The organism is Bacillus nakamurai (assembly GCF_001584325.1).
GTDB lineage: Bacteria > Bacillota > Bacilli > Bacillales > Bacillaceae > Bacillus > Bacillus nakamurai.
This window is the reverse complement of record NZ_LSAZ01000005.1, coordinates 42,829-58,505: the sequence shown is the minus strand read 5'-3', so window position 1 is coordinate 58,505 and position 15,677 is coordinate 42,829. Positions and strand designations below refer to the sequence as shown.

The 15,677-nt window shown below is 43.6% G+C and carries 19 protein-coding genes; 7 read left to right on the top strand and 12 right to left on the bottom strand.

Going from position 1 to position 15,677, the window contains the following annotated elements; genetic code table 11:
* Positions 1 to 63: 63 nt before the first annotated feature.
* The 6 genes from AXI59_RS03275 to AXI59_RS19670 form a co-directional block, all read right to left on the bottom strand.
* Positions 64 to 627 carry a serine/threonine-protein kinase gene (locus AXI59_RS03275; protein WP_061527379.1) on the bottom strand — a complete coding sequence of 188 codons (564 nt, stop codon included), beginning with the start codon at positions 625 to 627 and terminating at the stop codon, positions 64 to 66.
* Positions 624 to 758 (bottom strand): hypothetical protein, encoded by a 135-nt coding sequence (locus AXI59_RS20595; RefSeq protein WP_269448778.1) that lies wholly within the window; start codon positions 756 to 758, stop codon positions 624 to 626. Before AXI59_RS20595 ends, AXI59_RS03275 begins: the two co-directional genes overlap by 4 nt.
* 32 nt (positions 759 to 790) lie before the next feature.
* The gene (gene rplI, locus AXI59_RS03270; protein ID WP_061523429.1) at positions 791 to 1,240 is read right to left on the bottom strand and encodes a 50S ribosomal protein L9; all 450 of its coding nucleotides are present in this window, start codon (positions 1,238 to 1,240) and stop codon (positions 791 to 793) included.
* On the bottom strand, positions 1,237 to 3,216 hold the full coding sequence (gdpP, locus tag AXI59_RS03265) for a cyclic-di-AMP phosphodiesterase GdpP (protein ID WP_061527378.1): 1,980 nt from the start codon (positions 3,214 to 3,216) through the stop codon (positions 1,237 to 1,239). Before gdpP ends, rplI begins: the two co-directional genes overlap by 4 nt.
* A gap of 30 nt (positions 3,217 to 3,246) precedes the next feature.
* Positions 3,247 to 4,182 carry a YybS family protein gene (locus tag AXI59_RS03260; protein ID WP_061527377.1) on the bottom strand — a complete coding sequence of 312 codons (936 nt, stop codon included), beginning with the start codon at positions 4,180 to 4,182 and terminating at the stop codon, positions 3,247 to 3,249.
* 243 nt (positions 4,183 to 4,425) lie between these two features.
* Entirely contained in the window at positions 4,426 to 4,578 is a 153-nt protein-coding gene (locus AXI59_RS19670) for a hypothetical protein (protein ID WP_156476217.1), read from the bottom strand.
* 131 nt (positions 4,579 to 4,709) lie between these two features.
* On the opposite strand from AXI59_RS19670, the gene AXI59_RS03255 reads away from it, so the two are divergent.
* Positions 4,710 to 5,195, top strand: coding sequence for a spore coat protein (locus AXI59_RS03255; protein WP_061527376.1), 486 nt, complete (start codon positions 4,710 to 4,712; stop codon positions 5,193 to 5,195).
* 39 nt (positions 5,196 to 5,234) lie between these two features.
* Here AXI59_RS03255 and AXI59_RS03250 read toward each other — a convergent pair whose 3' ends face one another.
* Positions 5,235 to 5,606, bottom strand: coding sequence for a winged helix-turn-helix transcriptional regulator (locus AXI59_RS03250; RefSeq protein ID WP_061523433.1), 372 nt, complete (start codon positions 5,604 to 5,606; stop codon positions 5,235 to 5,237).
* Positions 5,607 to 5,812: 206 nt separating this feature from the next.
* Here AXI59_RS03250 and AXI59_RS03245 point away from each other — a divergent pair, with 206 nt between their 5' ends.
* Entirely contained in the window at positions 5,813 to 6,742 is a 930-nt protein-coding gene (locus AXI59_RS03245; protein WP_061523434.1) for a manganese-dependent inorganic pyrophosphatase, read from the top strand.
* Positions 6,743 to 6,799: 57 nt separating this feature from the next.
* Here AXI59_RS03245 and AXI59_RS03240 read toward each other — a convergent pair whose 3' ends face one another.
* Complete coding sequence (locus tag AXI59_RS03240; protein WP_061523435.1) at positions 6,800 to 7,075, bottom strand: VOC family protein; 276 nt, start codon at positions 7,073 to 7,075, stop codon at positions 6,800 to 6,802.
* A 185-nt stretch (positions 7,076 to 7,260) separates the two neighbouring features.
* Between AXI59_RS03240 and AXI59_RS03235 the strand changes: the two genes are divergently transcribed.
* The 4 genes from AXI59_RS03235 (at position 7,261) to AXI59_RS03220 (ending at position 12,302) form a co-directional block, all read left to right on the top strand.
* Complete coding sequence (locus AXI59_RS03235) at positions 7,261 to 8,175, top strand: DMT family transporter (RefSeq protein WP_061523436.1); 915 nt, start codon at positions 7,261 to 7,263, stop codon at positions 8,173 to 8,175.
* 336 nt (positions 8,176 to 8,511) lie between these two features.
* Positions 8,512 to 9,930, top strand: a complete 1,419-nt coding sequence (locus tag AXI59_RS03230) for a glycoside hydrolase family 68 protein (RefSeq protein ID WP_061527375.1) — start codon at positions 8,512 to 8,514, stop codon at positions 9,928 to 9,930.
* Positions 9,931 to 10,006: 76 nt separating this feature from the next.
* Positions 10,007 to 11,551, top strand: coding sequence for a glycoside hydrolase family 32 protein (locus tag AXI59_RS03225; protein WP_061527374.1), 1,545 nt, complete (start codon positions 10,007 to 10,009; stop codon positions 11,549 to 11,551).
* Positions 11,552 to 11,639: 88 nt separating this feature from the next.
* On the top strand, positions 11,640 to 12,302 hold the full coding sequence (locus AXI59_RS03220; protein ID WP_061527373.1) for a GntR family transcriptional regulator: 663 nt from the start codon (positions 11,640 to 11,642) through the stop codon (positions 12,300 to 12,302).
* A 49-nt stretch (positions 12,303 to 12,351) separates the two neighbouring features.
* On the opposite strand, the gene AXI59_RS03215 is transcribed toward AXI59_RS03220, so the two are convergent.
* From AXI59_RS03215 to AXI59_RS03205, 4 genes are all read right to left on the bottom strand, one after another.
* Complete coding sequence (locus AXI59_RS03215; protein WP_061527372.1) at positions 12,352 to 13,092, bottom strand: MBL fold metallo-hydrolase; 741 nt, start codon at positions 13,090 to 13,092, stop codon at positions 12,352 to 12,354.
* An 18-nt stretch (positions 13,093 to 13,110) separates the two neighbouring features.
* Complete coding sequence (locus AXI59_RS20705) at positions 13,111 to 13,206, bottom strand: hypothetical protein (RefSeq protein WP_326832642.1); 96 nt, start codon at positions 13,204 to 13,206, stop codon at positions 13,111 to 13,113.
* A 140-nt stretch (positions 13,207 to 13,346) separates the two neighbouring features.
* Entirely contained in the window at positions 13,347 to 13,853 is a 507-nt protein-coding gene (locus AXI59_RS03210) for a DinB family protein (RefSeq protein ID WP_061527371.1), read from the bottom strand.
* A gap of 46 nt (positions 13,854 to 13,899) precedes the next feature.
* The gene (locus AXI59_RS03205; protein WP_061527370.1) at positions 13,900 to 14,586 is read right to left on the bottom strand and encodes an aspartate/glutamate racemase family protein; all 687 of its coding nucleotides are present in this window, start codon (positions 14,584 to 14,586) and stop codon (positions 13,900 to 13,902) included.
* Positions 14,587 to 14,788: 202 nt separating this feature from the next.
* Here AXI59_RS03205 and AXI59_RS03200 point away from each other — a divergent pair, with 202 nt between their 5' ends.
* A complete protein-coding gene (locus tag AXI59_RS03200; protein WP_240491481.1) occupies positions 14,789 to 15,652 on the top strand; it encodes an alpha/beta hydrolase family protein in 864 nt (287 codons plus the stop codon).
* Positions 15,653 to 15,677 lie beyond the last annotated feature (25 nt).

Genomic DNA, 15,677 nt, shown 5'->3' with positions numbered 1-15,677 from the left:
ATTACAAATATCATATGGTTAACTTAAAAAAAAGCAACTTACATATGCGGATTTTCAAAAAACTTACAACTGCCGCTGCCATTCTCGGTAGCGGGACGGATTCAATTTTTTCATATTGTGCAAAAAAATATCCGCCAAGCCGTATTTGTCTAACCCTTTTAATAGTTTTACAGGCACTTGGGCAACGGTGGAAAAGGCCCTTTTATGGTCGATTACTTTAAGATCGCCGTGTTCGTTGATTAAAATGTGCCTGATTTCGGCATCCCATCTGGTAAAACCGAGGTCTTTTAATTCATCCAGCATATCTAAAATGTCAGCTGTTAGTTTTAGGGATAGGAATTTTTCTTTTTTGATATGGCGGGCGAGGGAAGTGCCTTGGACGTATTCCATCACAATATAATGATCTCCGTATTCGTACAGCCGGGGAATCACCGGGGAAATCTGCCCAATCTTCAGAGCTTCCAATTCCTTCTTGTATGTCTCTTTTTTATAAAAGTATTTTAAGCATTTGTTATGCGTTAAACGATAGACTTCTCCGTCTTTTCCATCTCCGATCAGTCGATAGTCTTCCAGCACCTTTTTATTCTCCGGGTTATAAAAGAAGTTTTCAGGAAAAAATCGCTTCATATCAACACTCCTTTGTCATGATTTACAATATGCAATCTGGCAACCACCAGGAATGAAACATTCTCATCATTTCCAAACTGCGCGCCATCTGCTGACATGCAAAAACCCGCCGAGACCGGCGGGTTTTTCATTATTTTTCCTTCTTTATTGAAGCTTCGTACTGTTACGCTTCCTCTTTTACGTGAACCTTCAGTACAGCCTGAACCTCAGGATGCAGCTTTACAGGTACGTTTGTATAACCCAGTGCGCGGATACCGTCTTGAAGCTCAAGTTTCCGCTTATCCACTTTAATCTTGTGCGTTTTTTGAAGCGCCTCGGCAATCTGTTTGCTTGTAACAGAACCGAACAGGCGGCCGCCTTCTCCGGATTTGGCACTCAGCTCAACCGTGAGCTTTTCAAGCGTTTCTTTTAAATCCTTTGCCTGTTCCAGCTCCGCAATCGCTTCTTTTTTCTCTTTTTCTTTCTGTCCGTTCAATGCGCTGATGCTTGATGCATTTGCTTCGACTGCGAGGCCTTTTTTAATGAGAAAGTTATGTGCATAACCGTCTGCTACGTTTTTGACTTCGCCTTTTTTTCCTTTGCCTTTTACATCTTGTAAGAAAATAACCTTCATCTCTGAACGCCTCCTTCAAAATATTCGTCAATGGCATCCTTCAGCCGATCAAGTGCTTCTGAAACAGAAACGCCTGATAACTGGGTCGCCGCATTGGTTAAATGCCCTCCGCCTTCCAGCGCCTCCATAATAATCTGCACATTGACCTCACCAAGCGATCTCGCACTGATGCATACCGTTTGCTCATCCCGCCTCGCCACGGCAAATGAGGCTTCCACCTCACTCATGGATAAGAGGGAATCAGCCGCCTGCGCGATCAGCACTTGGTCGAAGTATTCCTCTTCATTCTCAGGAAGAGAAGCAATCGCAATGTTTTCTTTATAAAGAGACGTATGCTGGATCAGCTTCGCCCGTTTAATATAAGAACCGACCGATTCTTTGAGGACTTTCTGCACCAGAACCGTGTCAGCGCCTTTCGCTCTTAAATAAGAAGCAGCGTCAAAGGTGCGCGAGCCCGTGCGAAGGGAAAAGCTCTTCGTATCCACTATTATACCAGCTAACAGGGCCGTTGCTTCAATCATATTGATTTTCAGGCGCTTCGGCTGATATTCAAGCAGCTCCGTAACAAGCTCGGCGGTGGATGAAGCGTATGGCTCCATATAAACGAGCAGCGGGTCTTTAATAAACTCCTCGCCTCTTCGGTGATGGTCAATCACGACGATATGCTCGATTTTGTTCACGAGACGCTCTTCCATCACAAGGGATGGTTTATGTGTATCGACGACGACAAGCAGCGTGTCATCATTTGAAATTTCCATCGCCTCTTCCGGCGTGATAAACCTCGACCACAGCTCTTCGTATTTCTTAATTTCTTCAATAAGGCGCTGGACGCTGGACCCGATTTGGTTCGGGTCAATGACGATATACCCGCCCTTGCCGTTAGCCTGCGCCACCTTCAAAATTCCGATCGAAGCCCCGATAGAATCCATATCAGGAAACTTATGCCCCATAATAATGACATTGCTGCTTTCCGAGACGATTTCCTTGAGCGCGTGAGAAATCACTCGGGCGCGCACCCTTGTGCGTTTCTCCATCGGATTCGTTTTCCCGCCGTAAAACTTCACCTTGCCGTTCGGCATCTTAATCGCAACTTGGTCGCCTCCGCGTCCGAGCGCCAAGTCTAAGCTGGACTGCGCCAGATCGCCAAGCTCCTTCAAAGAAGAAACCGATGCGCCGATTCCGATACTCAGCGTCAAGGACACAGTATGAACGGATGTTTTTTCACGGATTTCATCTAAAATTGAAAATTTCGCGTTTTCAAGCTCGGTTAAAATGTGTTCATTTAACACGGCGATAAACCGGTCAGAGGACGTCCGTTTCAGGAAAATCCCATATTCCTGCGCCCACGCGTTCAATAAGGAGGTGACCTGGCTGTTCATCGTGCTTCTCGTTTGGTCATCCAGCCCCTGAGTGACATCATCGTAGTTATCCAAAAAGATATATGCCAAAACGGTTCTTTCATTTTCATACTGCTTCTCGATCTGAATTTGTTCTGTCACATCAAAGAAATACAGCAGGCGATCATCTCTTTTGATCACCACTTTAAACTTTCGCTCATTCAGCGTGATCGTTTCCGAATCGACCTCTTGCTTAATCAGCGGCACAACCGCCTCACACGTGTCGTACAGCGAGCGCCCGACAAGCGTGCTTTCATTAAAGCAGGAAGACAGGAAAGGATTGGCCCATTCAATGTAATATTGATCATTAAACAGCATAATCCCGATAGGCATCTCCATTAATGCCTCTTCGCCTACTTTTTTCAGCCTATAGGATAACGTGGATATATAGTCGTCAATCTCATTTCTGATCAGAGAATCGGCACGTTTAATGAAAAACAAAATAACAGCAAGCAGTAAAACGCCAACGGCTCCTATGATCCAGTTAAAATAAAAGCTGATGAGGATTATAATGATTGACAATGCAATCAATGCATAGATGGGATACCGAAACAACGGTTTTTCATAAAAACTAGGCATTTCTATCAACTCCCCACCTGTAAGTCACACTCAATTTCGCGTCACCTTATTTCTTATGTTAAAGCCTATGTCAATAATGCCTAAGAGGAGATACACAGACATGATGACCGGAAAGAGTAAACCGAGAACAATCGCGATCACCGGAACCGCCTTTGGCATCTTCATCTCATGGCAATAGAAGAAAATAAACGCTAACCCTTGAATACAAATCAGCAAGCTGAGAATAAAGCTCCCATTTAATGAAACGGAATACAGCATATGGCCTTTTTCTAAAGGCAGAAATCCTAAGATCATCACAATGAAATACAGAATCACAACACTTTGCGGGAATTTCAGCTCTCTAAAAGGCTTGATATTCGGAAGATCAGGGGAGAATCGCCTTAAGAGCGGCCGTGCGATCAAATAACTGAGGAAAGAAAAGACAACGCCCGCCATCACGATGGCTGTCGGAAAAAGATATTGAACAGTGCCCAACTGATTTTCCATCAGCTTCAATTGCTCTCCCACCTGGTCTCCGTAACCCATCTGTTTTGCCATGGATTCTGTCATAGACAGTGACTGCCGAAGCTTAGACATTGTTTCATCAATCACATTCATATTAAAAATCAGTATGCTGATCACAAAATAAGCAACGATACAGAGCACATAAGCAATAGCGCCGCCCGCCACCGCGTATCCGGGTTGTTTCTTCTTAAAAAAATATCCCATTGCGATTCCTGCACAGGCTGCCATAAACGCCCCGGCAAGCCCAGTGAACGAACTGACGATAAACACAACGGGAAGGCTGACAAGACTCATCCACAGCCCCAGCTTCAGTCCGTGCCGGATGGTGTAGAGAATGATTGGCAGCGGTAAAGCAAAGAAAAGAATCGCCCCTATCAAAGGGAGATACACAATCAAAAGCGAAATGATTGCAAAAATACTGATTAAAATAGCGCCTTCCATTAGAGCCCTTGTATTTTTCACTTACTCACCTCAACCTCGTATCATTCAGAACATACGAATAGAAAAGAGCAGCTTAGACGACTGCTCTTTTGACGCCGCAACGTTTCTTATAAGACCTGATTTTTCCATAAACTCTCCAAAATACACGTTTATATTTTAACATAAGTCGAAATCGCAAGTAAAATCAGCACAGGCAGGCGCAATGTTCCATGTGAAACATCTGAACAGACAAACGGACATTCCAGTGAAAGAATGCCCGTCGTATCAGTTATCCTGATCATCCATGAAACCAGAGGTATCTCTATTTTTCTTTTTCGTTTTCCGTACAAATAACAATACAATTATCACGAGTAAAAGAGTGGTTGCCTGTAATACGCCGCTGCTGAAAAGGAAAAAGTTCTTTATCATGTCCCACATATCAGTTCACCTCTATTTCGTTTTTTCCTTTACGTTGAATTTACCTTTCTGGAAACTTCAAAACATAAGGAACAACATCGGTGCCAGGGCATATGCTGATATTGATAATGATTGATAAAGGAGATTCTTACATGACTGAGCGGAGAACATTAGCGTGGCATGAAACGTTAGAGATGCATGAGTTGGTCGCTTTTCAGGCAAACGGACTTGTGAAGTTAAAAAGAACGGAACGCGAAGTAAGCGATGCCAGGTTAAAACATCTTTACCGATTTTCCATCCAATCGCTTGAACAAAATTTGAGAGAGCTTCTTCCGTTTTTCCCGGAGGCACCCGGCTTTCGTGAAGATGAAACCGAAGAACGCGCTGATTCCTCTTTTTACAGCGGCGGCCTGCTGAGTATGGCCAAAACGTCAGTACGCAGTTATGCATGGGCCATTACAGAGACAGCCACACCGCAATTGAGAAATGTCTTCGTCAAACATTTAAACGCGGCCATCAAGTGGCACGAAATGGTCTTTAATTATATGGAAGAACACAGCCACTACCCTGCTTACAACTTCACTGAATTGCTGAAAAACGACGTGAGAAACGCAAGAAAAGCCATCGCTATGAAATAAAATAAAGCAGCAGGGAAACACATCTTCCTTTGCTGCTTCTTATTTTTGGGCGGATTGATTCTGAGGGGCCGTTTTTTCCCGATATGATTCGAGACTTTTTCTGTTGGCGTCTCCCCATTTTTTCATTTGCAGCACGATCGGCTCAAGGGACCTGCCAAACTCGGTAAGGGAATACTCCACCTTTGGAGGCACCTGCTGATACACCTCACGATGCACGATGCCGTCAGCTTCAAGCTCCCGAAGCTGAAGCGTAAGCATACGCTGCGTAATGCTTGGGCAGATGCGGCGAAATTCATTAAATCGCTTTTTCCCGCCGATCATATGATAAAATAAAATACCCTTCCATTTCCCGCCGATCACGGAAAGCGTCAATTCAACCGGACATCCCTCTTTATTCGGATACATGTTCATCTCTCATCCTCCATAGTACCTTTTTTGATACTATATGCTGATTAGCACCTGATACCCAGTATTTTACTCGTATCACCCTGTCCCCCACAACAAAAATGCTCCTTTTTCACATCAAATTTTAAGGTTTTGAAGATTACACCTTCCGCAAGACGTGTTAAACTATAAAAAGAATGTTAACACTACTTTAAAAAGGACAGGGAGTTATTATGGAAAAAATTCTTATTTTCGGACATCAAAACCCAGACACTGATACCATTTGCTCTGCCATTGCCTATGCAAACCTCAAAAACAAGCTCGGCGTAAACGCTGAACCGGTCAGACTCGGCCAAGTAAATGAAGAAACGAAATACGCGCTTGATTACTTCAAGCAAGAAAGCCCCCGCCTTGTCGAAACAGCGGCAAACGAAGTAAACGGCGTTATTCTCGTTGACCATAATGAACGCCAGCAAAGCATCAAGGACATCGAAGACGTTCAAGTGCTTGAAGTGATCGATCATCACCGAATTGCGAACTTCGAAACGAGCGAGCCGCTTTACTACAGAGCTGAACCGGTCGGCTGTACGGCTACAATCCTTAACAAAATGTTCAAAGAGCATAACGTAACGATTGAAAAAGAAATCGCAGGACTTATGCTGTCAGCGATCATTTCTGATTCTCTATTGTTCAAATCCCCGACCTGCACTGACCAAGATGTCGCAGCAGCAAAAGAGCTTGCTGCCATTGCCGGCGTTGATGCAGAGGAGTACGGCTTAAACATGCTGAAAGCAGGCGCTGATTTAAGCAAAAAAACAGTGGAGGAATTGATTTCTCTTGATGCGAAAGAGTTCACACTCGGCAGCAAAAAAGTCGAAATCGCGCAAGTCAATACAGTGGATATTGAAGAAGTGAGAAAGCGCCAGCCGGAATTAGAAGCAGCCCTTTCTAAAGTAATCGCTGAAAAGAACCTTGACCTGTTCCTTCTCGTGATTACAGATATCCTGGAGAACGATTCACTAGCGCTTGCCATCGGTGATCAAGCGTCAAAAGTGGAAAAAGCGTTCAACGTCACATTAGAAAACAACACAGCCCTGTTAAAAGGCGTTGTTTCCAGAAAGAAACAAGTTGTTCCTGTCTTAACAGATGCGATTGCAGAATAAATGACAAACACCCCGGCAAACCCGACGGGGTGTTTTTTTTGTGTACCCTTCGCATGATTAGCCGGTCACTTCGTCAATCACATCATGAAACGTTTTCTCATGATCCGCTCTCATTGAAAGCGTCAGCACGTATCCGTCCGGATCTTTCAAAACCAGTTCCCGGGCATTCCACGGCCGGATAACAGGCCCTTCTATGATGTCAGCTCCGGCATTCTTCACATACACATCCACGTCATCAGCAGCAAACTGAAGAACGTTCTTACACCATTGAATCGATTTTTTCACGTCTTGAACTGTCAGCTTGGCAAACATAGGCATCGGATAAGCTTCCATATGCTACACTCCTTTCTGAAGATGAATCATGCGTAGACTATAACGCAGCGTCAGAGTCAATAAGGAGCTGAAGCTCAAAATCATTTTGACTGCATATGAAATGTGATATATAATATATCACACGGAAGGACGAATTTTCAGAATCTGTAAATACAGCATTCGCAGCATGATATACGGGGGACTTTATATTGGAAAAAAACGCAGCGATTTCTTACTCACGAACAACGGGAATTGTGCTGGTTCTTACCGGCGCTATATTATGGGGCGTATCGGGAACGGTCGCCCAGTATCTATTTCAGCACCGGCATTTTAACACAGAGTGGTTAACCTCAGTGCGCTTATTGATGTCAGGCTTACTATTGCTGGGAATTGCTTACCGAAAAGAAAAGCAGCGTATCTGGGCTGTCTGGAAAAACAAACGAGACGGATTTTCCCTTCTCTTATTCGGTATTTTCGGTATGTTAGGCGTTCAATACACCTATTTTGCGGCTATTCAGCATGGCAATGCAGCCACAGCTACCGTCCTTCAATATTTAGGGCCTGCCATTATTACTTGTTTTTTAGCGCTTCGTTCGAAAAGGCTTCCTTCAGGAAAAGAGCTGCTCGCTGTCTTCCTGGCAGTTTTAGGCACATTTATCCTTGTGACACACGGAAATGTCCGCAGCCTGTCCATGTCCGGCTGGGCGATCTTTTGGGGAATCAGCTCGGCATTTGCACTGGCGTTTTATACATTGCAGCCTCACCAGCTTCTGAAGAAATGGGGATCGGCTATCGTTGTGGGTTGGGGCATGCTGATCGGCGGAATCGCGCTCAGCTTTGTCCGCCAGCCATGGGATTTCGAAGGACAATGGTCGCTGTCCGCTTATGCAGCCATTGTGTTTATCATCATTTTCGGAACACTCATTGCTTTCTATTGCTATCTGGAAAGCCTGAAATATTTGAGCGCCTCTGAAACCAGCCTGCTCGCCTGTGCAGAGCCCCTGTCCGCAGCCTTTTTAGCGGTCATATGGCTGCATGTGCCCTTTGGATTATCAGAATGGCTTGGGACGCTGCTGATTTTAGGAACAATCGCTTTATTATCCATAAAAAAGCAAAAATGACCTCTCTTGTTTAAGAGAGGTTTTTGTTGAGCAATCAAAACCGATTAGTCTCATAGACCCATATATTACAAGGGCTTTTTTCATTTTCTATCAATTCAAAAGGGGTAAATAGACCAGTTGTCATCCGAATCAGAGTCGAATAGAATGAGTTCGAAAAGCAAATAATGCAGGATTGTTACTGATTAAGCAGGCAAGACCTAAAATGTGTTAAGGGCAAAGTGTATTCTTTGGCGTCACCCCTTACATATTTTAGGTCTTTTTTTCGTAGCTGACCTGTCTCTATCAAAGCAGGAGGACACAACAAACAAAACAGTACATAAAAAGGAGACATGAAGGATGAACATGAAAAAGATTGTGAAACAAGCAACAATACTGACCTTTACGACTGCCTTGCTGGCAGGAGGCGCTTCCCAAGCGTTCGCGAAAGAAAATGACCAAAAAGCACACAAAGAAACGTACGGCATCTCCCATATTACGCGCCATGATATGCTGCAAATCCCTGAACAGCAAAAAAGCGAAAAATATCAAGTGCCTCAATTTGATCAATCAACGATTAAAAATATTTCTTCCGCAAAAGGTCTGGATGTCTGGGACAGCTGGCCGCTGCAAAACGCTGACGGAACAGTCGCTGATTACAACGGCTACCACATCGTGTTTGCTCTGGCCGGAAATCCGAAAGACGCAGATGATACATCGATCTACATGTTTTATCAAAAAGTCGGCGACAATTCGATTGACGGCTGGAAAAACGCGGGCCGTGTCTTTAAAGACAGCGATAAGTTCGATGCCAATGACTCCATCCTAAAAGATCAGACGCAAGAATGGTCAGGCTCAGCAACATTTACATCCGACGGAAAAATCCGTTTGTTCTACACCAACTTCTCAGGTAAACATTACGGAAAACAAACATTGACGACAGCACAGGTAAATGTATCAAAATCGGATACCTCTCTCACCATCAACGGAGTAGAAGATTATAAAACGATTTTTGACGGCGACGGAAAATTATATCAGAACGTCCAACAGTTTATCGATGAAGGCAATTACACATCAGGCGACAACCATACGCTGAGAGACCCTCATTACGTTGAAGATAAAGGCCGCAAATATCTTGTATTCGAATCAAACACGGGAACAGAAGACGGATACCAAGGCGAGGAATCTTTATTTAACAAAGCATACTATGGCGGCAGTACAAGCTTCTTCCGCAAGGAAAGTCAGAAGCTTCAGCAAAGCGCTAAAAAACGTGATGCGGAATTAGCGAACGGCGCACTCGGCATCGTTGAATTAAACGACGACTACACACTGAAAAAAGTGATGAAGCCGCTGATTACTTCTAATACGGTAACAGATGAAATCGAACGCGCGAATGTCTTCAAAATGAACGGAAAATGGTATTTGTTCACTGATTCACGAGGATCAAAAATGACGATCGACGGCATTACATCTAACGACATTTATATGCTCGGTTATGTATCGAATTCCTTAACTGGTCCATACAAACCGCTGAACAAAACAGGCCTTGTGCTGAAAATGGATCTGGATCCTAATGACGTGACCTTTACTTACTCTCACTTTGCAGTACCTCAAGCAAAAGAAAATAATGTCGTCATCACAAGCTACATGACAAACAGAGGCTTTTTTGCAGACAAGCAGGCAACGTTTGCCCCAAGCTTCTTACTGAACATTAAAGGAAAGAAAACATCCGTTGTGAAAAACAGCATTCTTGAACAAGGACAACTGACGGTCAACTAATAAAAGAAAAAAGAAAATGCCGATACTCCATTGGCATTTTCTTTTATTTCTCAACGAAATCGGCGGTGAATGATTAATGGCACGAAAATGGTCCATTACAGCACTGGTGTTTTTGGGAGCATTCTTGTTTGTCGGCTTACTGCCGGATAAAGGCAACCACTCTTCAAAAACAAAACCAACGCAAGAGACGGACGACCGGGCGGCGTTTCATTTTACAACCCCGGACAAATGGAAAAACGATCCCCAAAAACCGATTTTTTTTGAGGGAAAATATCATTACTACTATCTTTATAATCATGATTATCCGGACGGCAACGGCACAGAATGGCGGCACGCCGTATCAGAGGACTTGGTGCACTGGACAGACGAAGGCACAGCCATTCCAAAGTATACAAATCCGAACGGCGACATCTGGTCCGGTTCCGTTGTCATTGATAAAGACAACACGGCAGGCTTCGGCAAAAACGCGCTTGTGGCCATTGTGACGCAGCCCTCCGCCAAAACCAAAAATCAGGAGCAATATTTATGGTACAGCACGGATAAAGGGAAAACATTTACATCCTATAGTGACCAGCCAATTATGAAAAATCCGGGCACAAAGGATTTCCGGGACCCGAAAGTCATTTGGGATGAACAGGACGGAAAATGGGTGATGGCCATGGCTGAAGGAGAAAAGATCGGCTTCTACGAATCTCCCAATTTAAAGGATTGGCAGTATTCAGGCGGCTTTGTTACCCGTGAGATCGGTATTGTTGAATGTCCCGACCTTTATATGATGCGGGCTGATGACGGGACGTACAAGTGGATTCTTGGTGCGAGCGCAAACGGCAAGCCGCAGGGCAAACCGAATACGTACGCCTATTGGACCGGAAACTTTGACGGAAAAGAATTTTCTGCCGATCAATCCGAACCGCAATGGCTGGATTACGGCTTTGATTGGTACGGCGGCGTCACATTCGAAGACGGCAAAAGTACAGATCCATTGACAAAGCGGTATGCGCTGGCATGGATGAACAATTGGGATTATCCCAATGAAACACCGACATTACAGAGCGGCTTTAACGGCACAGACTCGATCGTACGTGAAATCCGTCTTCAGCATCAGGACGGCGGCTCATACAGCCTCATCTCAGAGCCTGTTGAAACATTGAGTCAATTAACCTCTTCTACTGACAAAATAAAAGACATGAAGGTCAATGGCTCTGAAACATTGCCCATCAAGGGCGCCACGTATCAGCTGGAGATGGATATGGTTTGGTCAGATATCAAAAACGCGGGCGTAAGACTCAGAGAATCATCAGACCAAAAGCGGCATATTGACGTCGGTATTTCAGCAGAAGACGGCTATGCTTATGTCAACAGGTCGTTTATAAATCAGCCCGACAAAAGCGAGGCATACACCGAAAGCAAAGCTCCCTTTGATGGCAGCAAGCAACACGTTCATTTGAAGATTCTCGCGGACAAAACAAGCATTGAAGTCTTTATGGACGATGGAAAAACCGTTTTCACAAATGAAGTCTTTCCGAAATCCGAGGATCAAGGAATCACTCTCTTTTCTGAAGGCGGCTCCGCCGAGTTTCAGAATATTGAGGTGAAACACTTAGGTTCGATTCATTCTTAGACATCACCTCTTCATTTCTTAACTGCCTTTGGATTGTGGTAAAATGCAAGTAATATATGAAGTATATTACGATTCATGAGGTGTTCAATTGAATAATCAGAAAAAGGAACCTGTATTAAAAAGAACCATCATGCGGGACGAAGTGTATCATACGCTCAGAAACTGGATCATCACGGGAAAGCTCATGCCGGAAACAAAATTAAAGGACAAGGAGCTATCGGAAACATTGGGAATCAGCCGCACTCCGATACGGGAAGCGTTATTGAGATTGGAAGATGACGGATTGGTCATAACAAAAGCAAACAGATGGACACTGGTGGCTCCAATTGAATTAAAAGAAGCGGAAAACTTCTATTCCATTGTCTGGACACTCGAAAAACTTGCTTTGCAAAAGTCCCTCCCGCATATGACCCCCGACGTGATTCAGGAACTGAAGCAGCTTAATGAAAATCTGCTTCAAACGATGAAAGATGGCGATAAAATGGCCATTCTCGAAGCAGACAACGCATTTCATCATCACATCATCCTGCTGGCGGACAACCCTGAGCTTCACAAACTGCTTGTGAGCCTGAAAGTCAAAATACAAAGAATGGAAATCCGTTATTTCAGCGAAGATGATGCATTGACCAGATCGTATAATGAACACGCAGACATTATCAGCGCGATCGAAAAACAAGATGCTGCCGCTGCCTTAGAAGCCATTGAAGCAAATTGGAAAAACAGTTTAAAGCGTCTGCAAGAGATGTCTTAAAAACATGAAAAAAAGCCAAATCACTCATATGATTTAGCTTTTTTTGCTCTTATAATGACTCAGTCAACGCTGAAAGCTGCTGATTGACATTGTCTTTCACAACGCCGCCGTGATAACAGACGACGGTTTCAATATCAAATTCTGTGAATTTTTTAATGGACTGTAAAGCCATCTCCATATCAATCGTTGCACGCGGACTAGGTCCCGCAAGGACGCTGTTTTCAGCCACAAGAGCATCCCCTGCAATCAGCGTCTTGCTTTGGTGATGATACAAACTGATATGGCCGGGAGTGTGTCCCGGAGTAAAGATAACCGTAATTCCTCCGCAGTAAGGCAGCACGTCACCATCGCTGATTATATTGTCCACTTTTGCGTCAATCGGTGTATCGAACAGTGCTTTTATTTTCTGACGCTGTTCCTCAGGAAGAGACTCAAACATGTTCGCCATTCGTTCAGGGTTCATCTTGATCAGCGGCTTGTCCCCTTCGATATAAGGCTTGTCGTCTTCATGTGCGAGCACTTCAATGTGATGATCAGCCGCTTTTATGATGCCGGAAAGACTGCCGACGTGGTCGATGTCCTGATGCGTCAAAATCACTTTGGTCAGCTTGTCAAAAGACACCCCGGCCTTTTCCATTGCTTCGCGAATCTCTTCAAGTTGGCCGGGAATTCCCGTATCCACTAAAAGGACTTCGTTGTTATCCCATATCAGTGCCGGATGGATAACACTTTTCTGCCCCATCATATCCATTACCAACTCAATGGTTTCAATGCCTGAAGCTATTTTCATATATGATCTCTCCCTTTTTTACTTTTTTGAAACGGATACAATAAAATCTTCAATCATAAGCCGGAAGCTGTCTTCTGAATCAGCTTTGTGTCTGAAATAGCCGAGAAATTTCAAGGAGACAAAACCATGCAGGAATCAAATATGTATTTCTCATCACAAGCGCATTGCTGCTGCTGAATGCGCTGTGTGTTTATGTAAAAGTGTATAAACCGCTTCGGATAAAAGAAAAAAGACAGTCGTGATGACTGTCTTTCTTACTCTTCCTTTGTTTTTACATATAAATAAACGCCGTAATCTGTCGAAACAGAAGCATAGCCCATCTGTCTGAGCATCGCTGTTATATTGCCGCGGTGATATGTCCCGTGATTCACAACATGGAGCACCATGTCGGACACACTCGTTTTCATCACATCACCAGAAGGATGTTCGATCACGAGAGGCTGATTGATATTTTCGTCTGGCTGAAGGAACGATTTATAACAGTCAGATAATTCAAAAAACATCACTTCCATCTCTTCTATATCCTTGGAGACGATTTCCTCTTTTCGCTCTTCTGCTGACCTCAGCGTATCCTTGCCTAAAAACACGTCAATCCACCCTACATCCGACAGATACACATGAGCCAGTACACCGGCTATCGATGGAAACACACTTTCAACTTCTTGATGGTACACATCCTTCGGAAGCTCCTTGAGCCGACTGAAGATTTGTTTATTTGCCCAGATATGATAGTCATACAGCTGTAATGCGGGATTTGTCATGAAATCCCCTCTCCTTTTCAAGTTGAATTTTCTTAGGAAATGCCTATTAACAATGATCCGTCAATGATAAATACTTATATACAACAGCCTCAGCGAGACAAGCGGAAGAATCAATGAAGCTTATATTTTTTTGGCCTGTATCAGTCACTATATTTAAATCTGTACAAGCAATGACAGCTGCATCAATTGTTTCAGCTAATTCCGAAGAAAAGCTTTCCCATAATTGACGGGATTCATGGATGTGGCCTTTTTTAATGTTGGATAGGATTTGATTCACATCAGACTGCCAATGATCCTTGTGGACATACTCAAACCCATGTTTCAAAAAAGCATGTTGAAACATTCCAGACTGCATGGTCGGCTCAGTAGCCAATAAAGCAATTTTTTTTGAGTTCTCAGGGATCTTTTTTATTGTTTCATCAATCATGTTTAATAGAGGTACGGAAGCGGACTGCTGTAACTGGTTAAAATAGATGTGGGCGGTATTACAAGGCATCGCAATAAAATCAACGCCTGTTTGTTCAAGTTTGCGGATACCGTGTATAATTGCTTTTTCCATCTCAGAGTGATCAATCGGCTGATCAATATAGAAAGGCGTTGGACATGAATAAATCATCATGTGCGGATAATCAATGTCATTTGCCGCGCCATAAATGGTTTGACACTTGTCTACAACTTTATCAATAAATGGACCGGTTGATCTCGGCCCCATGCCAGCAAGTATTCCAATCATCATGATCCCCCTAAAATCCCATCTTTTATTGGGTTTTATGTAAATTATATCATAGCTTCTATCAGCTTGTAGAATGGCAGAGAAATCATGCTTACAACCTGTAAACTGGAAAAAATCTTATCAGCGTGCGTGGCCAAACGGATGGTATAATTCAACAGCATAAGTGATAAAGTTTTCAATGAGGGGAAGGGGGATTAAGTAATTGGAAGATAGAAAAAATGAACAGTTCTCTGCGGGTTTTCAGTTTATGAATATAAAAAATGATAGAACAGCCATTCCGCTGATGATGATGTATCCTGCACACACTGAAGAAAAAGCAGAACAAATAGGGCCTTATCAGTTAAAAATAGCGAAAGATGCTCCTCTTGCGAATGGAAAATTTCCGCTAGTGATCATTTCTCACGGTGACGGAAGCACACCGTTTGCTTATCGAACCATCGCTCAGTTTCTTGCACGTAATGGATTCATAGCCGTCATACCTCAACATCCGTTTAATAATCGAGAAGATAATACGTTGTCTGGGACCGAAGAAAATCTAAGGAACCGCCCTCAGCACATACACACAGTGATAGACTGGATATTAAAGGAGAGCAGTTATTCGTCATCTATTAAATCAAATGCCATTTGCCTGATCGGCCATTCAATGGGAGGATATACCGCACTGGCGGCGGCAGGGGGAGTTCCCGCATCTTTTCCGCATGAATCATCAGATCAAAAGCCTCACGAGTTACATATTGTACATGACGACCGTGTTCAATCAATCATCCTTTTAGCTCCGGCGGCCGGATGGTTCAGAGAAAAAGGATCATTGCAGAAAGTAGATATTCCTATCTTCATGCTGACAGGAGAAAAGGATACCATCACCCCATTTTTTCATGCTGAGTTTGTAGTAAAAAGAATCTCCGATCAAAATAAAATCCGCCATAAAGTTGTGAAAAACGGGGGACATTTCTCATTCCTCAGCCCCTTTCCCGATCATATGCAAAACGAGGCATTTCCTCCTTCACAGATCCGATTGGGTTTAATCGGGAGGAGTATCATAAAGAACTGCAAGCAGATATCTTAGATTTCTTACACCGCACTCTTTAAAA